Annotated in this window: 21 protein-coding genes; 15 read left to right on the top strand and 6 right to left on the bottom strand. The window is 65.2% G+C overall.

The features are described from left to right. Positions 1-8: 8 nt before the first annotated feature. Positions 9-1,616 carry an ABC transporter substrate-binding protein gene (locus ACQY7X_RS21475; RefSeq protein WP_428247535.1) on the top strand — a complete coding sequence of 536 codons (1,608 nt, stop codon included), beginning with the start codon at positions 9-11 and terminating at the stop codon, positions 1,614-1,616. A gap of 219 nt (positions 1,617-1,835) precedes the next feature. Here ACQY7X_RS21475 and ACQY7X_RS21470 read toward each other — a convergent pair whose 3' ends face one another. Next, positions 1,836-2,606 carry an NAD kinase gene (locus ACQY7X_RS21470; protein ID WP_428247534.1) on the bottom strand — a complete coding sequence of 257 codons (771 nt, stop codon included), beginning with the start codon at positions 2,604-2,606 and terminating at the stop codon, positions 1,836-1,838. Positions 2,607-2,722: 116 nt separating this feature from the next. On the opposite strand from ACQY7X_RS21470, the gene ACQY7X_RS21465 reads away from it, so the two are divergent. Next, the gene (locus ACQY7X_RS21465; RefSeq protein WP_428247533.1) at positions 2,723-3,262 is read left to right on the top strand and encodes a molybdopterin-guanine dinucleotide biosynthesis protein A; all 540 of its coding nucleotides are present in this window, start codon (positions 2,723-2,725) and stop codon (positions 3,260-3,262) included. Between the two features lie 94 nt (positions 3,263-3,356). Here ACQY7X_RS21465 and moaA read toward each other — a convergent pair whose 3' ends face one another. The 3 genes from moaA to ACQY7X_RS21450 form a co-directional block, all read right to left on the bottom strand. Then, positions 3,357-4,343 (bottom strand): GTP 3',8-cyclase MoaA, encoded by a 987-nt coding sequence (gene moaA / locus ACQY7X_RS21460; protein WP_428247532.1) that lies wholly within the window; start codon positions 4,341-4,343, stop codon positions 3,357-3,359. A 78-nt stretch (positions 4,344-4,421) separates the two neighbouring features. After that, positions 4,422-7,142, bottom strand: coding sequence for a GNAT family N-acetyltransferase (locus ACQY7X_RS21455; protein WP_428247531.1), 2,721 nt, complete (start codon positions 7,140-7,142; stop codon positions 4,422-4,424). 7 nt (positions 7,143-7,149) lie between these two features. Then, positions 7,150-8,580, bottom strand: a complete 1,431-nt coding sequence (locus ACQY7X_RS21450; protein WP_428247530.1) for a lipopolysaccharide biosynthesis protein — start codon at positions 8,578-8,580, stop codon at positions 7,150-7,152. A 74-nt stretch (positions 8,581-8,654) separates the two neighbouring features. Here ACQY7X_RS21450 and ACQY7X_RS21445 point away from each other — a divergent pair, with 74 nt between their 5' ends. The 7 genes from ACQY7X_RS21445 to ACQY7X_RS21415 all read left to right on the top strand — a co-directional run bounded on the left by ACQY7X_RS21445 (position 8,655) and on the right by ACQY7X_RS21415 (position 15,609). Continuing rightward, complete coding sequence (locus tag ACQY7X_RS21445) at positions 8,655-10,169, top strand: tetratricopeptide repeat protein (RefSeq protein ID WP_428247529.1); 1,515 nt, start codon at positions 8,655-8,657, stop codon at positions 10,167-10,169. Beyond that, complete coding sequence (locus ACQY7X_RS21440; protein WP_428247528.1) at positions 10,162-11,670, top strand: tetratricopeptide repeat protein; 1,509 nt, start codon at positions 10,162-10,164, stop codon at positions 11,668-11,670. The genes ACQY7X_RS21445 and ACQY7X_RS21440 overlap by 8 nt, the downstream gene beginning before the upstream one ends. 161 nt (positions 11,671-11,831) lie before the next feature. Next, entirely contained in the window at positions 11,832-12,653 is an 822-nt protein-coding gene (locus ACQY7X_RS21435; protein WP_428247527.1) for a flagellin, read from the top strand. 234 nt (positions 12,654-12,887) lie between these two features. Beyond that, entirely contained in the window at positions 12,888-13,304 is a 417-nt protein-coding gene (locus ACQY7X_RS21430; RefSeq protein ID WP_428247526.1) for a flagellar biosynthesis repressor FlbT, read from the top strand. Beyond that, the gene (flaF, locus tag ACQY7X_RS21425; protein WP_428247525.1) at positions 13,261-13,623 is read left to right on the top strand and encodes a flagellar biosynthesis regulator FlaF; all 363 of its coding nucleotides are present in this window, start codon (positions 13,261-13,263) and stop codon (positions 13,621-13,623) included. Before ACQY7X_RS21430 ends, flaF begins: the two co-directional genes overlap by 44 nt. A 6-nt stretch (positions 13,624-13,629) precedes the next feature. Next, entirely contained in the window at positions 13,630-15,273 is a 1,644-nt protein-coding gene (locus tag ACQY7X_RS21420) for a tetratricopeptide repeat protein (RefSeq protein WP_428247524.1), read from the top strand. 114 nt (positions 15,274-15,387) lie between these two features. Further along, positions 15,388-15,609 (top strand): hypothetical protein, encoded by a 222-nt coding sequence (locus ACQY7X_RS21415; RefSeq protein ID WP_341980806.1) that lies wholly within the window; start codon positions 15,388-15,390, stop codon positions 15,607-15,609. A 4-nt stretch (positions 15,610-15,613) separates the two neighbouring features. On the opposite strand, the gene ACQY7X_RS21410 is transcribed toward ACQY7X_RS21415, so the two are convergent. After that, complete coding sequence (locus ACQY7X_RS21410; protein WP_428247523.1) at positions 15,614-15,757, bottom strand: hypothetical protein; 144 nt, start codon at positions 15,755-15,757, stop codon at positions 15,614-15,616. A gap of 21 nt (positions 15,758-15,778) precedes the next feature. Beyond that, entirely contained in the window at positions 15,779-15,976 is a 198-nt protein-coding gene (locus tag ACQY7X_RS21405) for a hypothetical protein (RefSeq protein WP_428247522.1), read from the bottom strand. A gap of 129 nt (positions 15,977-16,105) precedes the next feature. On the opposite strand from ACQY7X_RS21405, the gene ACQY7X_RS21400 reads away from it, so the two are divergent. From ACQY7X_RS21400 to mltG, 6 genes are all read left to right on the top strand, one after another. Continuing rightward, a complete protein-coding gene (locus tag ACQY7X_RS21400) occupies positions 16,106-17,695 on the top strand; it encodes an FAD-dependent oxidoreductase (RefSeq protein WP_428247521.1) in 1,590 nt (529 codons plus the stop codon). A gap of 83 nt (positions 17,696-17,778) precedes the next feature. Then, positions 17,779-18,720: an ACP S-malonyltransferase gene (gene fabD, locus ACQY7X_RS21395; RefSeq protein ID WP_428247520.1), complete on the top strand. Its 942-nt coding sequence runs from the start codon at positions 17,779-17,781 to the stop codon at positions 18,718-18,720. Positions 18,721-18,753: 33 nt separating this feature from the next. Beyond that, a complete protein-coding gene (fabG, locus tag ACQY7X_RS21390; RefSeq protein ID WP_428250088.1) occupies positions 18,754-19,491 on the top strand; it encodes a 3-oxoacyl-ACP reductase FabG in 738 nt (245 codons plus the stop codon). Positions 19,492-19,636: 145 nt separating this feature from the next. Further along, complete coding sequence (locus tag ACQY7X_RS21385; RefSeq protein ID WP_341980816.1) at positions 19,637-19,873, top strand: acyl carrier protein; 237 nt, start codon at positions 19,637-19,639, stop codon at positions 19,871-19,873. A 97-nt stretch (positions 19,874-19,970) separates the two neighbouring features. Continuing rightward, positions 19,971-21,248: a beta-ketoacyl-ACP synthase II gene (gene fabF, locus ACQY7X_RS21380; protein ID WP_428247519.1), complete on the top strand. Its 1,278-nt coding sequence runs from the start codon at positions 19,971-19,973 to the stop codon at positions 21,246-21,248. Beyond that, positions 21,248-22,222: an endolytic transglycosylase MltG gene (gene mltG, locus ACQY7X_RS21375; RefSeq protein ID WP_428247518.1), complete on the top strand. Its 975-nt coding sequence runs from the start codon at positions 21,248-21,250 to the stop codon at positions 22,220-22,222. The genes fabF and mltG overlap by 1 nt, the downstream gene beginning before the upstream one ends.

The raw sequence follows: 22,222 nt of genomic DNA, 5'->3' as shown, positions 1-22,222 counted from the left end.
TTGTAACGATGCGACGCCACCCGACCCGCAGGTCTTTCCATCTACTCGCCAGCACGGCTGTTTTCGGCCTCGGCATGGCGCTCTCCGTGCTGCCGGCCCAGGCCCAGGCACAGGAGCTTAAGATCGGCCTGTCGGCCGAGCCGAGCGCGCTCGACCCGCATTACCATAACCTGACCCCGAACCATCAGATCGCGCAGCATCTGTTCGATACCCTGACCTTCCAGGACGAGAACCAGAAGCTGGTGCCGGGCCTGGCCGAAAGCTGGAAGCCGATCAGCGAAACGACCTGGGAATTCAAGCTGCGCAAGGGCGTCAAGTTCCATGACGGCTCGCCCTTCACCGCCGCCGATGTGGTGTTCTCGCTGAACCGTCCGCCGAAGGTGCCGAACAGCCCGTCGTCGCTGTCGATCTACACGCGCCCGATCACCGAGATCAAGGTGGTGGACGAGTTCACCCTGCATCTCTCCACCAAGGCGCCGTATCCGCTGCTGCCGACCGACATGAGCCGCGTCTACATCATGTCGTCGAAGGCCGCCAAGCCGGATGTGGCCGAAGGCATGACCACCGAAGCCCTGTCGAAGGGCGAGGGCCTGGTTGGCACCGGCCCCTACAAGTTCGTTGAATGGGTGCGCGGCAACCGCCTGGTGCTGGCCGGCAACAAGGATTACTGGGGCGACAAGGCGCGCTGGGAGAAGGTGACCTTCCGCCCGATGTCAAACGACGCCTCGCGCGTCGCCGCCCTGCTCGCGGGCGATGTCGACATGGTGGAGAACCCGCCGCCGGCCGACATGAAGAAGCTGCGCGAGAATCCGAATGTGAAGATCAGCCAGGCGGTGTCGAACCGTCTGATCTACATTCATCTCGACAGCTTCACCGATGCTCCGGTCACCGTTTCCGACGTGCCGGCGGGCAAGAATCCGCTGAAGGACCGCAAGGTGCGCCAGGCGCTGTCGCAGGCGATCAACCGCGATGCCATCGCCAGCCGCATCATGGAGGGCCTTGGCCAGCCGACCGCCGATTTCATCCCGTTCCCGATGTTCGGCACCCGCAAGGATGCCAAGATCGATCCGTATGATGTCGAGGCGGCGAAGAAGCTGCTGGCCGAAGCCGGCTATCCGAACGGCTTCTCCATCACGCTCGGCACCCCGAACGACCGCTACATCAACGATGCCGAAGTGGCCCAGGCGGTGGCTTCGCAATGGACCCGCATCGGCGTTAAGACCAAGGTCGATGCCGTGACCCGCAACGTGTTCTTCAAGAACCGCGACGAGTTCAAGTACTCGGCCTATCTCGCGGGCTGGGGTGCGGGCACCGGCGAAATGTCGGATCCGCTGCGCGCGCTGGTCGCCACGCCGAACCGCGACAAGGGCATGGGCACCACCAACAAGGGCCGCTATTCCAACCCGGCGATGGATGCCGTGCTGGAAGAGGCGCTCAGCACCGTCGACGACAAGAAGCGTGAGGCGCTGCTGCAGAAGGGCTCCAAGATGGCGATGGACGATTACGCCCTGATCCCGCTGCATATCGAAGTGACGCCCTGGGCCACCCGCAAGGGCCTGACCTACAAGGCACGCGCCGACCAGTTCACGCTCGCCAATGGCGTTGTGAAGGACTAAGCAGCCACGCGCTGACACCAGAACGCCGCGGGAGCGATCCCGCGGCGTTTTTTCGTTTGGGGGGGCAGTAAACAAGCCGTCACCCTCGCGAAAGCGAGGGTCCCATTTTGTCGATACAATGGGATGCCCTGTAAGCGCGCGAACGCCCGACGGCGTTCGTGGGCGCACAGACCCGAAGGGTGGCGCGGGCATGACGTAAAGATGATTGAGACGGGAGTCCTACGGCGCGAACTGTTCTGCGAGGATGCGTTCTTCCAGGTCATGGCCGGGATTGAACAGCAGCTGCATGGCGATGTCGCGTGCCTCGGCGATTTCCACTTCCACCACGTCGCGCACTTCGAAAGCGTCGGCGGTGGCGCTTACCGGGCGCTTGAAATTGTCCAGCACCTCGAATTTCACCTGGGCGGTGCGCGGCAGCAGCGCGCCGCGCCAGCGGCGCGGGCGGAAGGCGCTGATCGGCGTCAGCGCCAGCACGCCGGCGGAAAGCGGCAGGATCGGGCCGTGGGCGGAAAGGTTATAGGCCGTCGAGCCGGCAGGCGTGGAGAGCAGGGCGCCGTCGCAGACCAGTTCATCGACGCGCACGCGGTCGTCCACCGTGATGCGCAGCTTGGCCGCCTGGCGCGTCTGGCGCAGCAGTGACACTTCGTTGATCGCCAGCGCCTCGCGCTCGCCGCCGGATTCCGACTGCACCTTCATGCGCAGCGGATGCAGGGTCGCGGCCTTGGCCGAAGCAACGCGGGCGGGCAGGTCTTCTTCCTCATACTCGTTCATCAGGAAGCCGATGGTGCCCTGATTCATGCCATAGATCGGCAGCTTGCGGGTCATGTAGCGGTGCAGGGTCTGCAGCATGAAGCCGTCGCCGCCGAGCGCCACGATGACCTCGGCCTCGTCCGGCTTCACCCCGCCATAGCGTGCGATCAGGCGTTCGCGCGCCGCCTCGGCAGGACTGCCCTTGGCGGCCACGAAGGCGATCCGGTGCAACTGGGTCATGACGCCATCCGACTCTTGCGGCTAAATCACCGGCTCGCAACCGCCGGCAAAGGCAGTATAACCATAGGCTTGGGGCAAGCCAGCCCCGCCAGGGGATCGATACAGGAGCAGGGCGTATGCTTGGGGGCAGGGTGAAGCGGATACTGGGGGCATTGGCGGCGTTGCTGCTGGTTGGTGCCGGCACGGGCATGGCACAGCCGGCGGGGGCGCAGTCCAAGGCCGGCGGCGTTGTGGTGAACAACGAGGATAACCGCCATGCCGGCTATTACTATCCGCCGCTGACCTCGACCGAAGTCTACAAGGCGCGCGGCCAGGTGTTGCAGCAGGCGACGCGCGAAACCCGGCTCGCCTTCGTCACCGGCCTGACGCAGCAGCAGATGAGCCGGCCCTATCCGCCGAACTTCGCCATCTTCGCCAAGGGCGAGGATGCCGAGAAGATGATCATCGTTTCAATCGGCGATACCGGCTTCCGGGGTATCTACCAGGCGCGCGCCTTGCTGGCGCAACTCACCGCCGTGTCTCGCACCAGCCAGTTGCTGCGCGATTTCGCCGTGGAGGACCTGTTCACCTTCCTCGATCTCGCCCGCATGCTCGGCTTCGAGCAGCTTACCATCTCGGATGGCGACACATTCGCGCATCAGATCGAGATCAGGTAGGGACTGTTTGTCTTCACCGTCATACTCGCGAAAGCGAGTATCCCATTTTCACAACAAATGGGATGCCCGCCTTCGCGGGCATGACGAAAAAAACTCAGCCGCCCGTCACGCTCATGTGGCGTGGCACCGAAACCGCCGGGCGGCGGCGGTCGATGACGAAATCGTGGCCCTTGGGCTTGCGCGCGATGGCCTCGATGATGGCGCGGTCGAGCTTTTCGTCGCTTTCCGACGCCCGCAGCGGCGCGCGCAGGTCGGCGGAATCGTCCTGCCCTAAGCACATGTAGAGCATGCCGGTGCAGGTCAGCCGCACGCGGTTGCAGCTTTCGCAGAAATTATGCGTCATCGGCGTGATGAAGCCGAGCCGCCGCCCGGTTTCGCGCAGGGTGTAATAGCGTGCCGGGCCGCCGGTGCGGTAATCGGTTTCGTCCAGGGTCCAGGTTTTCTGGATCTGCGACCGCGCCATCGAGAGCGGCAGATACTGGTCGACACGCTGCTCGCCGATATCGCCCATCGGCATCACCTCGATCAGCACCAGATCGAAGCCTTCCTCGCCGCACCACTGGATCAGGCGGTCGAATTCCATGTCGTTGACGCCGCGCAATGCCACGGCGTTGATCTTCACCGCCAGGCCGGCGGCCTTCGCCGCCTGCAACCCGGCCAGCACCTTCTCCAGCTTGCCCCAGCGGGTCAGTTCGGTGAATTTCGCCGGGTCGAGGCTGTCGAGCGAGACGTTGATGCGGCGGATGCCGGCGCGGTAGAGCCCTTCGGCGTATTTCTCAAGCTGGCTGCCATTGGTGGTGAGCGTCAGCTCGTCCAGGCCATGCCCCAGTTTTTGGCCCAGGCTGTCGATCAGGGTCATGATGCCGCGCCGCACCAGCGGTTCGCCGCCGGTAAGCCGCAGCTTGCGCACGCCGTTGCGGATGAAGGCGCTGCACAGCCGGTCGAGTTCCTCAAGGCTCAGCACATCCGCCTTGGGCAGGAAGGTCATGTCCTCCGCCATGCAGTAGACGCAGCGGAAGTCGCAGCGGTCGGTAACCGAAACGCGCAGATAGCTGATGCTGCGGCCAAACGGGTCGATCATGGTGCGGTCATGGTGGAATGGGGCATTTCCATGTGACCCAAGATAGGGCCGCTGAAGCCCCCCGGCAACCGCGCCTGTTCAGGATATTTTCCCGTCAACAGGCTTGCCGTCCGCCGGTCTGGGGTGGAGCGGCAGGCGCACCTCGATGGCGTCGCTGCCCATCACCGGCAGGGTCTGGAAGCCGAGTTCGGCGGCCAGGCTGCGCATGGCCTGATTCTCGCGCAGGATGTCGCCAATGATCTCGCCGGTGCCGCGCTGGCGGCAATAATCGATGATCTTGCGCATCAGGGCGTCGCCCAGGCCCTGGCCCTTGAGGTCGCTGCGCACCAGCACGGCGAATTCGGCCCGCAGATTGTCGGGGTCGGTGATGGCGCGCACCACGCCGAGTGTTTCGGTGCCGCCGCCCGGCAGCGCGTGGGTGGCGATGAAGGCCATTTCGCGCTCGTAGTCGATCTGGGTGAAGCGCGCCAGTTCCCGGTGCGGCAGGCGGCGCATCGGCGAGAAGAAGCGCAGGCGGAAATCCTCGGGCGAAACCCGGGCGAGGAAATCCTGGTGCGCCGGTTCGTCCTCGGGCCGGATCGGGCGCAGCAGCACGCGGCGGCCGTCACGCAGCTCGATGGTTTCCTCCAGCGCCGTGGGATAGGGCCGGATCGCCAGCCGGTCCGGGCCATGCAGTGCGCTCGGCGCCACCACCATGCGGGCATCCAGCGCCACCAGGCCCTGGTCATCGGCAAAGAGCGGATTGATATCCAGTTCCTGGATCTCGGCGTGATCCGAAACCATCTGTGCCACCCGCACCAGCAATTGCGCCAGGTCGGCGCGATCGACGACGGGGAAGTCGCGGTAGCCGGAAAGCAGCCGGCTTACCTTGGTGCGCTCGATCAGGTCATTGGCCAGATGCATGTTCAGCGGCGGCAGGGCGATGGCACGGTCGCCGATCACCTCGACGCCGACGCCGCCCTGGCCGAACATGATGGCGGGGCCGAAGATCGGATCGGTCAGCGCGCCGACGATCAGTTCATGCGCTCGGGCGCGGCGCACCATCGGCTGCACCGTGAATCCATCGATACGTGCCTCGGGTTTCAGGCGTTTCACGCGCGCCAGCATGCCTTCCGCCGCCGCCCGCACTTCCGCCAGATCATCGAGGTTCAGCGCCACGCCGCCGACATCGGATTTATGCGTGATATCGGGCGAGAGAATCTTCAGCGCCACGGGGAAGCCCAGCCGCCGCGCCGCGCTCATCGCCGCCTGCGCGGTTTCCGCCTTCTCGGTCGGCACGGTAGGGATGCCGTAGGCGGCGAGGATGCGCTTGCCTTCGATCTCGTTCAGCATGCTGCGGCCTTCGCGCAAGGCCAGTTCGATCACCGCACGCGCCGCCGCCTGGTCGGGGATGAAATCCTCCGGCAGCTCGGCCGGAATTTCCATCAGGTTCTTCTGGTTGCGGCGGTAGTCGATCATGTGCTGGAAAGCACGCGCCGCCGCGTCCGGCGTATCGTAGGAGGGCACATTCGCCGCAGCAAAAGCACGCCGCGCCGATTGCACCGCCGCGCCGCCGGACCAGCAGGCCAGCAGGTTCTTGTCGGTCTTGGCTGCCGCCGCCACCACTGCCTTGGCCGGCTCGATCGGCGGCACGATGGCGGTGGGCGCATACATTGCCAGCACGGCATCCACATTCGGATCGGCCAGCACGATATCGAGCGCGGCGGTATAGCGTTCCGCCGGGGCGTCGCCAATCACATCCACCGGGTTGCCATGCGACCAGGTGGGCGGCAGGGCGGCGTTCAGCGCCGTCATGGTTTCGGGCGATAGATCGGCAAGCCGGCCGCCATACGTCACCAGCTTGTCCACCGCCATCACGCCGGGGCCGCCGCCATTGGTGATGATCGCCAGCCGCTCGCCCGGCAGCTTGCGCATATGCGCCAGGGTTTCAACCGCGTCGAACAATTCTTCCACGCCATCCACGCGCAGGATGCCGGCGCGCTGCAAGGCGGCGGTATACACATCGTCGCCGCCAGCCAATGCGCCGGTATGCGAGGCGGCGGCCTGGGCGGCGCGGGCATTGCGGCCGGATTTCACCGCCACGATAGGCTTGGTGCGCGCCGCCGCGCGGGCGGCGGAGATGAACTTGCGCGCCTGCTTCACGCTCTCGATGTAGAGCAGGATGGCGCGGGTATTGGCATCGTTGGCGAGGTAGTCGAGCACATCGCCGAAATCGACGTCGGCGGAATCACCCAGCGAGATGAAATGGCTGAAGCCGATGCCGCGCTCGCGTGCCCAGTCCAGCACCATGGTGCAGAGCGCGCCCGACTGGCTGACGAAGGCCAGCCGGCCCGGCTCGGCGGAAGTATGGGCAAAGCTGGCATTGAGCTTGATGCCGGGAATCAACTGCCCGACGCAGTTCGGCCCCAGGATGCGCAGCAGATGCGGGCGGGCCGCATCCAGCATCGCCTGCGCCAGGCTGCGGCCATCGGGCGCCTTGTTGCTGCCCAATCCGGCGGTGAGCACCACGGCCGCCTTGCAGCCCTTGGCGCCGAGTTCGGCGATCACCTGCGGCACGGCATCGGGCGGCACGCTCACCACCGCCAGATCCGGTGCTGCCGGCAGGGCCGATATCGCGGCAAAGCAGGGCAGGCCGCCCAACTGGCGGTATTTCGGATTCACCGGCCAGATCGGCCCGGCAAAGCCGCCATCGATCAGGTTCTTCAGCAGCACGGTGCCGACCCGCGCCGGGCGGTCGGAAGCACCGATCACCGCCACTGATTGCGGACTGAACAGCTTGTCGAGATTGCGGATCGTCATGGCGCCACTATACCCCGTCGCCTGTTACCCTGACATTGCCAGATTGCCACATCTGCCAACTGGCGAGCAGCAGCAGGGGCAGCGGCAACCAGAACGGCAGGCTGCCATGCCAGAGTGCGAAAGGGGCCAGCAGCACGAGCAATGCGAGCAGCAACCAGGCCCCTGCCGTCGGCTGTTGCGGGCAGAGCCTGCGGCCCTGGACATACACCACCACGCCGGTGATCAGGTTCACTAGGGCAATGGCCAGCGCCGCGCCGCCGGCGCCACTGAGTTGCATCAGCGGCCAGGCCAGCGGCACATACAGCGCCAGCGCCAGCAGGTTGTTTTTCGCCGCCCAGGTGGTGTCGGGCAGCCGCAGCAGGCCGGCGCTCAAGGGCGATTTGATCAGGATCAGATACTGGCTCAGCAGCAGGGCGGCGAAAAGCGGCGCCAGGTCTGGCCGCGCATCGCCGGTGAACAGCCGGAACAGCCAGGGCTGCAACAGTACCAGCAGCAGGTAGAGCAGGCCGCCGGCGGCAATGCTGAGGTTGGAGATCATGCCGATGATCGCCGCCGCGCGCGGACGTTGCAGCGCATGATGCACCAGGCCGCCCCAGGCCATGAAGAAGGGCAGCGCCAGCAGTGCGTCGAACAGCACCGCCATGCGTGCGGCGATCAGGTAATCGGCGGCGGCTTCGATGCCGACCCAGGCGGCGAGCAGGAAGCGGCTGAGGGAATCGAGCGAATAGCGCAGCAGCAGGCCGAGCATCAGCGGCACGCCATAGCGCAGCAGCGGCTGCACCTGTCTGCCGTCCCAGGCGAAAAGCGGGCGGCGCCGGATGCCGGCCAGTCCGATCAGGGCCGCGAGTGTCTGGCCGCAGGTCTGGCCGATCAGCAGGCCGGGCAGGCCAAGCCCGGCCCACAGCACCAGCAGGCAGCTCGCCAGCAGCCAGATGGCCAGGTTGCCCACGGCCAGGAAACCGGCCAGCGCGACGCGGCGCTCGGCGCGCAATTCGGTGATCAGCAGGGTCTGCACCGCGCCGCTGAGCATCAGCGGCAGCAGCAGCCAGGCAGATTCAAGTGGTGCGGCACCGAACAGGGCCATGGCCCGGCTGCTGCCATAGAACAGCGCCAGGGCGCTGCCGGTAATGGTGCCTGAAGCCAGGGCGACCAGCAGCACGGTGCCGAGCAGGGCCGGGCGGGCCGATTCGGGCTGGCGCGCATGGTGGTAGAGATAGGCGAATTTCAGGCCCAGCAGGCTGAGGGTGAGGCCGGGGATGGCGCCGGCCTCCACCAGGCTGTACAGCCCGATATCCTGCGGCGACAATGCGGTAATCATCAGCGGCAGCAACAGCAGGTTGCCCAGCGCCAGCAGGCCGATGGAAACCAGGTAGCCGCCGAAATCGCGGTAGAGCGCGAGGCGGAATTCCTCCGGGCTGTGCAAATCGGCGGTGTTCATCTTCCTGCACGTTGTCTGGCCCTGGGCTTCAGGGTTTACCATTCGTTACAGGTTATGGCCTATTCGGTCGAGAGATGCCCACCGAATTGCATAGCGCCATCGCCGAAGCCCTGGCGGCGGCGAAACAGATGATCCGAGTCGGCGATTTCGTCGGCGCCGCCAAACTGTGCGACAAGCTGCTGCGTGCAGCGCCGCGCCATGGCGAAGTGCTGCTGCTGCTCGGCCATGTGAAACTCTGCCAGGAGGATTTCGCGGCGGCCTCGCAGGCGCTGCGCGACGGCCTGGCGGTGCGGCCCGATATTGCCGAGGGCTGGGTGCATCTTGGCGTCGTCTGCCGCATGCTGCGCGATGCCGGCGGCGCTTCGGCCGCCTTCAGCTACGCCCTGAAACTCGAACCATTGAATTTCCAGGCGCTGAACGGCCTGGGGTCGCTGGCCCAGGATGCCAATGATGTGCCTGCCGCGGCGGCATGGTTCCGCCGCGCTGCCGAGGCGGCGCCAGCGGAACCGGTGCCGCGCAAGAATTATGCCTTCAACCTGGGTGTCATGGGCCGGCTGGATGAGGCCGAGGCCGCTTTCGCCAAGGCGCTGGTGCTGGAGCCGAAGAACAACGAAACGCGCATGGACTTCGGCCTGTTCCGGCTGTCGCGCGGCGATTTCGCCACCGGCTGGGAGTTATACGAGAGCCGCTGGCGCAGCCGCGCCTTCAAGGAACCGGATTGGGGCGGCGCGCTGCCACGCTGGCAGGGCGAGGCACTGGCGGGCCGCCATCTGCTGCTCTGGGGCGAGCAGGGCATTGGCGATCAGGTTTTCTATGGCACCATGCTGCGCGATGCGTTGCTGCGTGCCGGTGCTGGCCGGGTCACCATCGCTGTCACCGACCGGCTGATGCCGCTGTTCGAACGCGCGCTGGCCGATTTCTCCTTGCCGCAGCTCAGCATCGCCGTGATGCCGCGCCAGAGCCCGGTGATAGAAGCCGATCTGCAATGCCCCTTCGGCAGCCTTGGCGGCATCCTGCGCCGAGCGGAAGCCGATTTCGCGGCGCAGGATGGTGCCTATCTGCGCGCCGATCCAGCGCGGCGCGACGACCTGCGCCGTCGCTATCAGGCCTGGGGGCCGGGCAACCGGCTGATCGGCGTCGCCTGGCGCAGCATCAATCCGTTTCTTGCCAAGTCGAAGAATCTGTCGCTGGCCGATCTGGCGCCGGTTTTCGCATTGCCCGGTATCACCTGGGTGAATCTGCAACATGGCGACGTGGCGGAAGAAATCGCCGCCAGCGGCGTGACCTTGCACAGCGACAGCGAAATCGACAGCTTCCGTGACCTCGATGGGCATGCGGCACAGCTTGCGGCGCTGGATGGTGTTGTCGCGGTCAGCTGTTCCACGGTGCATCTCGCGGCGGCGCTGGGCGTGCACGTCGATCTGCTGCTGCCGCGTGGCCCTGGCCGGCTATGGTACTGGTCGCGGCCGGAACTGCCCGGCGCCGAACGCAGCCGCTGGTACAAATCGGTGCGTCTCTGGCACCAGCAGCAGCCGGGCCAGTGGCAGCAGCCGGTGGCGGCAATCGCGGAAGCCTTGCGCGATGGCTGAAACGCTGCAAGCCCTGTTGCAGGCGGCTTTGACGCGGCATCAGGCCGGCGATCTGGCGGCGGCGCGGGCTGGCTACCAGGCCGTGCTGGCGCGGCAGCCGGAGCAGGCCGATGCGCTGCATCTGCTCGGCGTGCTGGAGGATCAGCAGGGGCGGCATGCCGAAGCCGTGGCGCTGATCCGCCGCGCCATCGCCGCCAGCCCGCTTGCGCCCGGTTTCCATTGCAATCTCGGCAATGCCTTGCTGGCGCTGGGCGACAGCGATGGCGCCGCGGCGGCCTATCGCGAAGCCTGCGCGCTTGATCCCGGCGATGCCGAACCGCTCTACAATCTGGCCAACCTGTTGCGCAACGCACGCAAGCTGGATGAGGCGGAGGCCGCCTTCCGCGCGGCCCTGCGCTTGCAGCCGCTGCATCGCAATGCGCTGCATAACCTCGCCATGCTGCTGTGGGAGGAGCATGACGCGCCGGAGGCCGATGCGCTGTTCGCGCGTGCGCTGGCCCTGGCGCCGCAGGATCATGCATTGCGCATGCATTACGGCCTCTATTGCCTGGGGCGTGACCGCTTCGAGCCGGGCTGGGCGCTCTATGAATCGCGCTGGCAGAGCGGCCTCTACCCTGAGCGCGACTGGGGCATGGGCAAGCCGCTCTGGCGCGGCGAAGAACTGGCCGGCCGCCATCTGCTGCTGTGGGGCGAGCAGGGTATCGGCGACCAGATTCTCTATGGCACCATGCTGCGCGAGGCGATTGCACGCGCGGGCAGGGGGCGAGTCACCGTTGCCGTCACGGATCGCCTGGTGCCGCTTTATGCCCGAGCGCTCAGCGATCTCGATGTGGCCGTGACTCTGCGTGAGGGCGCGGCGGCACAGGCCGATCTGCACTGCCCCTTTGCCAGCCTCGGTGCCCTGCTGCGCCGCGCGCCGGAAGATTTCGCGGCGCATGACGGCGCCTATCTGCGGGCCGATCCGGTGCGGCGCGATGCGTTGCGCCGCCGCTATGTAGGCTGGGCACGGCCGGGGGATCGTCTGCTGGGCATTTCCTGGCGCAGCGCCAATGCGCGGCTGGCCGATCACAAGAGCGTTGCATTACAGGAACTGGCGCCGCTTTTCGCCTTGCCCGGCATCACCTGGATCAGCGTGCAATATGGCGATGCAGCCTCCGAGATAAATGCCACCGGCGCGCCGGTGCGGGTTGATGACACCATCGACTCCCTGCGTGATCTGGATGGCTTCGCGGCGCAGCTCGCGGCGCTTGATGGGATCGTGTCGATCAGCAACAGCGCGGTGCATATGGCGGGTGCGCTCGGCATCCCCTGCGATCTGCTGCTGCCCTGCGGGGCGGGGCGGCTGTGGTATTGGCCGAGGCCAATACCAGGGGCTGTTGCCGGGACCGATTCTGGGCAAGAAAGCCGCTGGTATCACTCGCTGCGGCTGTGGCATCAAACTGTAAAGAGTAATTGGCGCGCGCCCATAGCGAACCTTGCTGCTCGTCTCAACCCGAGCTAGAGGATTGATTCTCTGTAACAATTCCGGTTTTCGGGGATATTTTGGGCGAAGCGTTAACCAAACTGTTAAAAAATCGCTTGACGGGTGTGCTCCCCAGGGCTAATCTCACCCCGACTTCCAAAAGGGAGTTGACCTCAATCCTAGAACAGGAGTGATTTAAAATGGCAAATTCAGTCAACACCAACGTCGGTGCCCTCGTCGCGCTTTCTTCGCTGCGCTCGACCAATGCCGACCTCGACAAGACCTCCAAGCGCATCCAGACCGGCTTCCGCGTTGCAGACGCGCAGGATGACGCCGCCGTTTTCGCCGTTGCCCAGGGCATCCGTGGCAACGTCAAGGCCTACGCTTCGGTGCAGTCCTCGCTGGCTGCCGGTGAAGGCCTCGGCCAGGTGACTGGCGCCGCTCTGACCGGCATCTCGAACCTCGTGGGTGACCTCAAGGCCAAGTTCGCCAACCTGGCGGACGGCTCGCTGACCACTGATCAGCGCACCACCTACCAGAACGATGCCACCCAGATCCTTCAGCAGATCACCAACTTCATCAATCAGGCGACTTACAACGGCAAGAACCTGCTGAACACTGCTGCCACGGTGACCTTCGTGGCCGACGTGTCGGGCACCACCCTGACGCTGCAGACCGGTTCGACCGTGCTGAACACCGCCACCGACCTCGGCACCGTGATCACCAACTTCACCGATGCGGCGCAGTACTCGGCCTCGCTGGCCAACCTGAGCACCTTCGAAGGCCTGGTGAACTCCGTCTCCGCGCAGGTTGCCGCCCAGAGCCGCTCGCTCTCGCTGCAGCGCGGCTTCGTGAACGACCTGGTGGACGCGACCAAGAAGGGCCTCGGCGCCCTGGTGGACGCGGACGTCGCCGCCGAATCCGCTGCCCTGCAGTCCCTGCAGGTCCGTCAGCAGCTCGGCGTCCAGGCGCTCTCGATCGCCAACCAGCAGCCCAACACCCTGCTCAGCCTGTTCCGCTAATAGCGGACACGCTAAACCGATTGCCGGCACCAGCCGGCGGAAAAGGGGCCGCAAGGCCCCTTTTCTTTTGCCTCAGCCATTTCTTTTGGGAGCGGTGTTTTTGCCATATTGTGACGGCCGGGAGGGAAACCGCGCGCGGTGCTTCCCTAACTGCTGACAATCGTCTAGCGTCCAGCCAATAACGTCCATGCAGAAAGAGGACCGGGGGCTCGCGATAGTGCCCGGAGGTTGTCCGTGCCGCTCATCATCACGCTTAAAGCAGGCGAGAAGTTCATCCTGAACCGGGCGGTGCTGAGCCTGTCCAAATCGGCCAGCATCGTGATCGAGAACAAGGCTTCGTTCCTGCGCGAAAAACACATCATGCGCCTGGAAGACGCGGTCACCCCGGCCAAGAAAATCTACTATCTGTGCCAGCTCACCTATTTGTGGGAAGATCGCTTCGAAGAATATTATCCCCAGATCAAGCAGCTTTGTTTGGACTTCGTTAATGCCGCTCCGAGTACCAATGCTCTGATCGCAAGTATCGGTGCGGCCTTGGCGCAACAGGATTTCTTCCGCCTCCTGAAACACGCCCGTCGGCTGATCGAAGTGGAGAGGAGATTGCTCGATGTCGGGAATAAATCCGTACACCAAATCCCAGAACGTCCTTGAGACACCGCGCCAGATTGAATACCGGCTGTTCTCGTCGGTAACGCGGGCGCTGATGGATGTGCGCCAGTTGATGCAGAGCAAGCATCCCGGCGATGTAGCACGCGTCGCCTATGCCATCGGCTGGAATCGCGACGTCTGGAATCACCTGATGCCGGAAGTGCTGGACGAGAAGAATACGATGAGCCGCGACCTCAAGCTGTCGCTGATCAATATCTGTATCTTCGTCAACAAGCGCACCGATGAGATTACCGAAGCCCGCTCGACCGATATCGAGCCGCTGATCGCGATCAATCGCAATGTCATGGAAGGCCTGAAGTAAGGCCCGATGAATGATGCGCGCGAGGATGCCGCAGCTGTAGAGAAGCTGTGGCTGGAAGCCAAGAGCGCGCGCCTGGCCGGCAATCTGGCCGCTTCCACTGCGCTGCTGCGCGAAGCCTCAGCCATCGCCCCCGGTAATCCGCATGTACTGCGCCAGCTGGCGCTGCAACTGCGCCATGGCGGCGCGCTGCAGGAGGCGCTGGCCCTGCTGGAGCCGGCGCTGCCACTGGCGATCGAGCATCCCGAGCTGGCCCTGGCGCTGGCTGATTGCCTGCTGCAGCAGAGCGGCCCCCGTGCCGCGCTTTCCGCATTGGATTATGTGCTGCGCCAGCGTGGCGACCAGCCGGTGGAATTACTGCTCGGCACCGCGCGGCTGCATTACATGCAGCATGATTTTCTCCAGGCCGAGGCAGCCTTGCGCGAAGTGGTGCGCCAGTCGCCGCAGCGCGCCGAGGCCTGGGCCTTGCTCAGCGCCATCGCCATCGAGCTCGGCCGCGACGAGGAGGCCGGCACGGCCAGCCGGCTGGCGCTGAAGATGGATCCAAAGCAGGTGATCGCCCTTGGCACCAAGGGGCAGCTCGCCGCCGAGGCGGGGGATAGCGATGCGGCGCGCCAGTTCTATGGCCGTGCCCTGGCGCTGGAGCCGGACAATCCCCGCATCCACTACATGCTCGGCCTGCTCGATCTTTCGCTCGGCAATTACGTCGAAGGCTGGCGCGGCTTTGCCTGGCGGCATCGCGTGACGCCGCGCATCAGTGCCGATTTCAGCTATGGTTTGCCGGCCTGGCGCCCGGAGGAGACCGCACCGCAGGGCCGCCTGATGATCTGGGGCGAACAGGGCATCGGTGATGAGATCATGTTCGCCGGCATTGTCAGCGGATTGCTGGTGCGTGAGGTGCGGCCATTGCTGCTGACCGATCCGCGGCTGGCGCCGCTTTTTTCCCGCTCGCTGCCGGGCATCGATGTGGCTGGTCGCCAGCCGGGCTTCATGCCGAAAGCCGAAGGCATCACGCGTCAGATCGCGGCTGGCGATCTTGGTGCGCTGATGCGACCGGACCGCATGGCGTTTCCGCAACGCGGCCGCTACCTCGCCGCCGACCCGGCGCGGGTGCGGTATTTCCGCGCCAAATATGCCGCACTGGCCCGTGGCAACAAACTGGTCGGTATTGCCTGGCGCAGTACCAATGCAGCGCAGGGGTCTTATAAATCGCTGACACTCGGCGATTTGGCGCCCTTGCTGCGCCAGCCCGGCTGCTGCTTCATCAATCTTCAATACGGCAACAATGCCGCCGAGATCGCCGCCTTGCGCGAAACCCACGGCCTGGTGCTGCATCACGATGATGAAGTCGATCCGCTGCGCTCGCTGGAAGATCAGGCGGCGCAGATCGCGGCGTTGGAGCGTGTGGTCAGCACCTCCAATTCCGCCGTGCATCTTGCCGGTGCGCTGGGCGTGCCGACCTGGCTGCTGTTGCCGCATAGTGGCCGCGGGGTGCAATGGTATTGGGGGCGGGAGGGCGCCGAGACGCCGTGGTACAGCAGCCTCCGGTTGTTGCGGTCCCTGCCGAACGAGACCCTGGCCGTGCAGGTGCAGCGCAGAATGGCGGAGTTCCCGGCTTGGCTGGCGGATTTTCGCGCAGTAACCGCCAATTGAATGGTAGTCTCGGTAACGTTAACCGTATTTACAAATGGTCAACTAGTTTGTGGGAAGAAGACAGCGTAGGCTCTCGATTGAGCCGGGAATAACTTGAAAAAGGGGGCTTTGCCCATGGCGATGTCGGAAGAGGAACAGAGCAAGGTGACGCGCGAAGCCTTCGTGGCTTCGTGGGAAGCGCTGGTGAATGGCGGCGTGTCGCGCGAGATCGTTGCGGCGATTGCCATGAGCATGGCGCTGGCTGAGCTCACGGCCATCTTCGGCAAGGCAGTGACCGCTCACGGCCTGGAGAAGCTGCCGGATACCATCCGTTCGGGTGCTTTCGATCCGAAGTAACGGGTCATTGCTGCACTGAAGCAGCAGCGTCGAAATTCAGTTTCTCAAACAGCACCGGCTGCGTTTGCGGCCGGTGCTGTTTGTCGTTTATGCCGGCAATAGAACCGGCAACGAAAAAGGGCAGCCATTGGCTGCCCTGTATGTTCATGCGGATTGGTGCTTGGGCGCGTTACGCCGACACATCCACCTGACCACCAACACCTTCAGGCAGCGGGCCTGAAGCGGACTTGGCGCCGCCCTGGTTGGCGGCGGCGGTGATCTGCTTGATGTTGTCGAGGCTGGCGGAAACGGCGCTGAGCACGCTGAGCTGCGTATCGCGGGCAACTTTAAGCCCGACAAATTGCAGTTCCTGGGAAATCGCGGTCATCAATGCCTCCTTCTGAAGCGATGGGCTGATTTTACGACTCACCGCCCGGCGGCGGCAAGGCTGTTTAGCGCTTTATTGTGTCGGGTATCACGCCTATTTTTGTTTCAATTGTATCACGGGAGGAAAGGCATGCTGGGGGCGACGCAGTTCGCAGCCACGCCCAGGCCGGTATTGGCGCACGGTGCGGTGGAACAGCGCCGGGTGGTGATCGTGGGCGGCGGTCCGGTGGGATTGACCGCGGCGCTGGATTTGGCGCGGCATGGCATCGCCGTGCTGCTGCTGGATGATGACGACACGGTAAGCACCGGCAGCCGCGCCATCTGCTATGCCAAGCGCACGCTGGAAATCTGGGACCGCCTGGGTGTTGCGGCGCCGATGCTGGAACGTGGCGTCACCTGGCAGGTCGGCAAGGTGTTCCATGGCGAACGCCAGCTTTATCGTTTCGACCTGCTGCCGGAAAGCGGCCATTGCTTTCCCGCCTTCATCAACCTGCAGCAATATCATGCCGAAACCGTGCTGGTGGCGGCGGCCATGCGCGAGCCGCTGATCGAACTGCGCTGGCGCCACAAGGCTTTTGCCATTGCCCACCAAAACAGCGGCGCGCGGCTTGGCATCGAGGCGCCGGATGGTGCCTACGAGATCGATGCCGAATATGTGCTGGCCGCCGATGGCGCACGCTCCTCCATGCGCCGCAGCCTGGGCCTGGATTTCCGTGGCCAGGTTTTCGAGGACCGCTTCCTTATTGCCGATGTGAAGATGCAGGCCCAGTTCCCGACCGAACGCTGGTTCTGGTTCGAACCGCCCTTCCATGGCGGCGGGTCGGCCCTGTTGCATAAGCAGCCGGATGATGTGTGGCGTATCGACTTGCAGCTAGGTCCCGATGCCGATCCGGAAATCGAGCGCCAGCCCGAGCGCGTGCTGCCGCGCCTGCGCCAGATGCTGGGGCCGGAAACGCGTTTCGAGCTGGAATGGGTCAGCGTCTACACCTTCCAATGCCGCCGCCTGGAACGTTTCCGTCATGGCCGCGTTTTCTTCATCGGCGATGCGGCGCATCAGGTTTCCCCCTTCGGCGCGCGCGGCGCCAATTCCGGCGTGCAGGATGCGGATAACCTGGTGTGGAAACTCAGCGCCGTGCTGCGCGGCGAAGCTGGCGACGCGCTGCTCGACAGCTATGACACGGAGCGCATGGCGGCGGCGGACGAGAATATCCTGAACTCGACGCGCTCGACCGATTTCATCGCACCGAAGGGCGAGGCGGCGCGGCTGTGGCGCGATGCGGTGCTGGAACTGGCCGCGGCGCAGCCTTTCGCCCGCCGTCTGGTCAATTCCGGCCGCCTGTCGCTGCCCACCAGCTATGCCGGTTCCAGCCTGTTCCAGCCTGACGATCCTGGCTTCCAGGCCGGCCCGCCGCCCGGCGCCCCGGCGCCCGATGCCCCGCTGGGGGATGGTTCCTGGCTGCTCCGGCATTGTCAGGGACAAGAGGGGGGGCAGCAGGGACAATTCACCCTGCTGCGCTTCGGTTCCGAGGCGCCGGAGGCGCCCCCGGGTGTTGCCCGGGTGGACCTGCCGGCGGATGGCCTGGCCGCCCGGCGCTATGGCGCCCGGGCCGGCAGCGCCTATCTGCTGCGTCCGGACCAGCATGTGGTGGCCCGCTGGCTGCGCCCGGCCTCTGCCGGGGCGGTAGCGGCGGCCCGGAACCTGGCCCTGGGGCGGGACTAGGCAGGAAGGCGAGGGTTGACACCACCGGGTAGCCGTCTATCACTGGCGCCGGTTTTTCGATGTTTCAGAGGGAGTCCGCGGTAATGACACGCGCCTTTTTGTTTCCCGGCCAGGGCAGCCAGGCCGTCGGCATGGGCAAGGATCTGGCGGCGGCCTTCGCGGCGGCCCGCCATGTGTTCCAGGAAGTGGACGACGCCCTGTCGCAAAAGCTCTCGGTGCTGATGTTCGAAGGCCCGGAAGCCGACCTGACCCTGACCGAAAATGCCCAGCCGGCCCTGATGGCGGTGAGCGTGGCGGTGGTGCGGGTGCTTGAGCAGGAATTCGGCGTCAACCTGGCGGCCAAGGGCGCCTATGCCGCCGGCCATTCCTTGGGCGAATATTCGGCCCTCTGCGCCATGGGTGCGATCAGCTTGAGCGATACCGCCAAGCTGCTGAAGCTGCGCGGCCAGTCGATGCAGAAGGCGGTGCCGGTGGGCACGGGCGCGATGGCGGCCCTGCTCGGCGCCGAATTGGAGCAGGCGCTGACTGTGGTGGCGGAAGCTTCTGAAGGCGAAATCGTCGGCTGTGCCAACGACAATGGCGGCGGCCAGGTGGTGATCTCGGGCCAGAAGAGTGCCGTCGAGCGCGCCATCGAGGTGGCCAAGACCAAGGGGATCAAGCGCGCCATGCTGCTGCCGGTGAGCGCCCCGTTCCATTGTGCCATGATGCAGCCCGCCGCCGATGCCATGGCGGAGGCACTGGAACATGCCACGGTGCAGCCGCCGCGGCTGCCGATCGTGTCCAATGTCACCGCCAAGGGCGAGGTCAATCCGACCGATATCAAGAAGCTGCTGGTGCAGCAGGTGACCGGCCTGGTGCGCTGGCGCGAAAGCATGATCTGGCTCAAGGGCCAGGGCGTGGCGCAGGCTGTCGAGCTTGGCTCCGGCAAGGTGCTGGCCGGTCTGCTGAAGCGCATCGACAAGGAAATCGAGCCGCTGAGCCTCGGCCAGCCAGCCGAAATCGAAGCCTGGGCCAAGACGGTTTAAGAGCCAAGACGGTTTAAGAGAAGGAAGACGATGATGTTCGATCTTACTGGCAAGACCGCGCTGGTTACCGGCGCCACCGGCGGCATCGGCGGCGCCATTGCCGCTGCCCTGCATGCCCAGGGCGCCACCGTGGCGCTTTCCGGCACCCGCGAAGCGGTACTGCAGGAAGCCGCCGCCAAGCTCGGGAGCCGCGTGCATGTGCTGCCGTGCAATCTCGGCGATGCGGCTGCCGTGGATGCGCTGATCGGCCAGGGCGAGGCGGCGATGGGCCAGGTGGATATCCTGGTGAACAATGCCGGCATCACCCGCGACGGCCTTGCCATGCGGATGAAGGACGAGGATTGGCAGCAGGTATTGGATGTGAACCTGACCGCCACCTTCCGCCTCAGCCGTGCTGCGCTGAAGGGCATGATGAAGCGCCGCTGGGGCCGCATCGTTTCGATCACCTCGGTGGTCGGCGTCACCGGCAATCCGGGCCAGGTCAATTACGCCGCCGCCAAGGCGGGCCTGATCGGCTTCTCCAAGTCGCTGGCCCAGGAAGTCGCCTCGCGCAATATCACAGTGAACTGCGTCGCCCCCGGTTTCATCGAGACCGCCATGACCGACGCCCTCAACGAACAGCAGAAAACCACCATCCTGGCCAAGGTGCCGGCGGGCCGCCTGGGCCACAGCCCGGAAATCGCCTCGGCGGTGGTCTACCTTGCCTCCACGGAGGCCGCCTATGTCACCGGCCAGACCTTGCACGTCAACGGCGGAATGGCCATGATTTGAGCCGGAACGGTCGGGGAATCACCCGGCGGACCGGGGTAACAGGGTGCTTGGAAGCCCCGGCGTTCTATGCTAAGGGAGGCCCCCAACTGCCGGCCAGCCTGCATAAGACGGCCCAGGCAGCAACGAAACACAAGGACTTAGGACAATGAGCGACATTGGTGAGCGCGTTAAGAAGATCGTCGTCGAGCATCTCGGCGTCGAGGCCGAGAAGGTCACCGAGAACGCGAGCTTCATCGACGATCTGGGCGCTGACAGCCTCGACACGGTCGAGCTGGTGATGGCCTTTGAAGAAGAATTCGGCGTCGAAATTCCGGATGATGCGGCCGAGAAGATCCTCACCGTGAAGGACGCTATCGACTTCATCACCGAGAAGTCCGCCTAAGGGACTGCCGGTTGGCCTCCTGCCGATCGCTTGAGCCGGCGCGGTTTACCGCGCCGGTTTCCCGTTTTTACCAGCTTGTATTCAAAGAGGCCCCGCCATGCGTCGTGTCGTCGTCACAGGCCTAGGCTTGGTCACGCCGCTGGCCAGCGGTGTTGAAGCCACCTGGAACCGCCTGATCAATGGCGAGTCGGGCCTTGGTCCGATCACCCGTTTCGATGTCGGTGAAATGCCGGCCAAGATCGCCGGCCAGGTGCCGCTGAAGGCGGATTTCCCGGATCGCGCCGATGCCTTCGATCCCGACCAGTGGATGGAAGCCAAGGAGCGCAAGCGGGTCGACGATTTCATCGTGTATGGCCTGGCCGCCGCCAAGCAGGCGGTGATCGATTCCGGCTGGCAGCCGGCCGATGAAGAACAGCGCTGCCGCACCGGCGTGCTGATCGGCTCCGGCATCGGCGGTCTCAACGGCATCGAGGAAGCCGCGATCACCCTGAAGGAAAAGGGCCATCGCCGCATCAGCCCGTTTTTCGTGCCCGGCCGCCTGATCAACCTGGTGTCCGGCCATGTTTCCATCGAATACGGCTTCAAGGGTCCGAACCACGCCGTGGTCACGGCCTGCTCCACCGGCGCCCATGCCATCGGCGATGCCGCCCGGCTGATCATGCTGGATGATGCCGACGTGATGGTGGCCGGCGGTGCCGAAGCCACCATCGGCCCGCTCGGCATTGCTGGCTTTGCCGCCGCCCGTGCGCTGTCCACCGGCTTCAACGACAACCCGACCGCCGGCTCGCGCCCCTGGGACAAGGGCCGCGATGGCTTCGTGATGGGTGAGGGCGCCGGCTGCGTGGTGCTCGAAGAACTGGAACATGCCAAGGCGCGCGGCGCCAAGATCTATGCCGAAGTGGTCGGCTATGGCCTTTCCGGCGATGCCCACCACATCACCGCGCCGCATGAGAGCGGCGATGGCGCCTTCCGCTGCATGCAGATGGCGCTGAAGCGCGCCGGCATGACGCCGGGCGATATCGACTATGTGAACGCCCATGGCACCTCGACGCCGCTCGGCGACGAGATCGAGTTGAAGGCCGTGAAGCGGCTGTTCGGCAATGCGGTGGCCAACCTGTCGATGTCCTCGACCAAGTCGGCCATCGGCCATCTGCTCGGCGCCGCCGGTGCGGTGGAAGCGATCTTCTCGGTGCTGGCGATCAAGACCGGCATCGTGCCGCCGACGCTCAATCTCGATGATCCCTGCGATGGCGCCGAGGGCATGGACCTGGTGCCGAAGCAGGCCAAGAAGCGCGAGGTGCGCGCCGCGCTCTCGAACTCGTTCGGCTTCGGTGGCACCAACGCCTCGCTGGTGCTGAAGCGCTACGATTCCTGATGCCGCGCCTGGTGCGCCTGCTGCTGGCAGTCTTGCTGGTGGCTGGTGCAGCCAGCGGCGGCGCTTTCCTCTGGTTTCAATCCTGGCTTGATAAGCCGGGGCCACTGAAAGCACCGGCCCTGGTGCAGTTGCCGCGCGGCAGCGGCGTTGATGGTATCGCGCTGCGGCTGGAAGCGGCCGGCGCCGTGGGCGAGCATCGCCTGTGGCAACTGGCAGCGCATTGGACCGGCAAGGCGGCTTTGCTCAAGGCCGGCGAATATGCGCTTGAGCCAGGCGACAGCCCGCGCGCATTGATCGACCGCATCGCGGCGGGCCGCGTGCATTTCCGCAAATTCACCGTGGTTGAAGGCTGGCGCAGCGCCGAAATCATGCAGGCTTTGGCTCAGGCCGAAGCCTTGCAGGGTGAGGTGGCGCAAGCCCCGGCGGAAGGCACGCTGCTGCCGGAAACCTATCTCTATAGCTGGGGCGACACGCGGCCCGAGCTGATGCAGCGCATGGCCCGCAGCCGCGATGACCTGCTCAACCGCCTATGGGCGCAGCGGGCGCGCGACCTGCCGCTGGAAACCCCGGCCCAGGCGGTGATCCTCGCTTCCATCATCGAAGCCGAGACGCCGGTGGCCGCCGAGCGGGCGCAGGTGGCCGGCGTGTTCATCAACCGGCTGCGGCGCGGCATGAAGCTGCAATCCGATCCTACGGTCGCTTATGGCATCACCAAGGGTCTGACCGAGTTGGATCGCCCGCTGACGCGCGCCGACCTGGCGCAGCCGAGCGCCTGGAACACCTATACGATTGACGCGCTGCCGCCGACGCCGATCAACCATCCCGGCCGCGCCAGCCTGACAGCGGCACTCAATCCGCTGGCGACCAAGGCGCTGTATTTCGTTGCCGATGGCAAGGGCGGCCACGTTTTTGCCGAGACCTACGAGCAGCATCTGCGCAATGTTGCCGCCTACCGCGCCAGCCAGGGGCGCTGA

This window comes from Ferrovibrio sp. (assembly GCF_965278975.1).
Taxonomy (GTDB): Bacteria; Pseudomonadota; Alphaproteobacteria; order Ferrovibrionales; family Ferrovibrionaceae; genus Ferrovibrio.
This window is presented reverse-complemented; position numbering and strand designations above follow the sequence as displayed.

Coding starts and splice junctions, on each gene's coding strand:
- flaF (WP_428247525.1), top strand. CDS start 13,261: ATGTCGGGAATAAATCCGTACACCAAATCCCAGAACGTCCTTGAGACA.
- ACQY7X_RS21455 (WP_428247531.1), bottom strand. CDS start 7,142: ATGACGATCCGCAATCTCGACAAGCTGTTCAGTCCGCAATCAGTGGCG.
- ACQY7X_RS21435 (WP_428247527.1), top strand. CDS start 11,832: ATGGCAAATTCAGTCAACACCAACGTCGGTGCCCTCGTCGCGCTTTCT.
- ACQY7X_RS21450 (WP_428247530.1), bottom strand. CDS start 8,580: ATGAACACCGCCGATTTGCACAGCCCGGAGGAATTCCGCCTCGCGCTC.
- fabD (WP_428247520.1), top strand. CDS start 17,779: ATGACACGCGCCTTTTTGTTTCCCGGCCAGGGCAGCCAGGCCGTCGGC.
- ACQY7X_RS21440 (WP_428247528.1), top strand. CDS start 10,162: ATGGCTGAAACGCTGCAAGCCCTGTTGCAGGCGGCTTTGACGCGGCAT.
- ACQY7X_RS21385 (WP_341980816.1), top strand. CDS start 19,637: ATGAGCGACATTGGTGAGCGCGTTAAGAAGATCGTCGTCGAGCATCTC.
- ACQY7X_RS21470 (WP_428247534.1), bottom strand. CDS start 2,606: ATGACCCAGTTGCACCGGATCGCCTTCGTGGCCGCCAAGGGCAGTCCT.
- ACQY7X_RS21400 (WP_428247521.1), top strand. CDS start 16,106: ATGCTGGGGGCGACGCAGTTCGCAGCCACGCCCAGGCCGGTATTGGCG.
- ACQY7X_RS21420 (WP_428247524.1), top strand. CDS start 13,630: ATGAATGATGCGCGCGAGGATGCCGCAGCTGTAGAGAAGCTGTGGCTG.
- ACQY7X_RS21465 (WP_428247533.1), top strand. CDS start 2,723: ATGCTTGGGGGCAGGGTGAAGCGGATACTGGGGGCATTGGCGGCGTTG.
- fabG (WP_428250088.1), top strand. CDS start 18,754: ATGTTCGATCTTACTGGCAAGACCGCGCTGGTTACCGGCGCCACCGGC.
- moaA (WP_428247532.1), bottom strand. CDS start 4,343: ATGATCGACCCGTTTGGCCGCAGCATCAGCTATCTGCGCGTTTCGGTT.
- ACQY7X_RS21415 (WP_341980806.1), top strand. CDS start 15,388: ATGGCGATGTCGGAAGAGGAACAGAGCAAGGTGACGCGCGAAGCCTTC.
- ACQY7X_RS21410 (WP_428247523.1), bottom strand. CDS start 15,757: ATGAACATACAGGGCAGCCAATGGCTGCCCTTTTTCGTTGCCGGTTCT.
- fabF (WP_428247519.1), top strand. CDS start 19,971: ATGCGTCGTGTCGTCGTCACAGGCCTAGGCTTGGTCACGCCGCTGGCC.
- ACQY7X_RS21445 (WP_428247529.1), top strand. CDS start 8,655: ATGCCCACCGAATTGCATAGCGCCATCGCCGAAGCCCTGGCGGCGGCG.
- mltG (WP_428247518.1), top strand. CDS start 21,248: ATGCCGCGCCTGGTGCGCCTGCTGCTGGCAGTCTTGCTGGTGGCTGGT.
- ACQY7X_RS21405 (WP_428247522.1), bottom strand. CDS start 15,976: ATGACCGCGATTTCCCAGGAACTGCAATTTGTCGGGCTTAAAGTTGCC.
- ACQY7X_RS21475 (WP_428247535.1), top strand. CDS start 9: ATGCGACGCCACCCGACCCGCAGGTCTTTCCATCTACTCGCCAGCACG.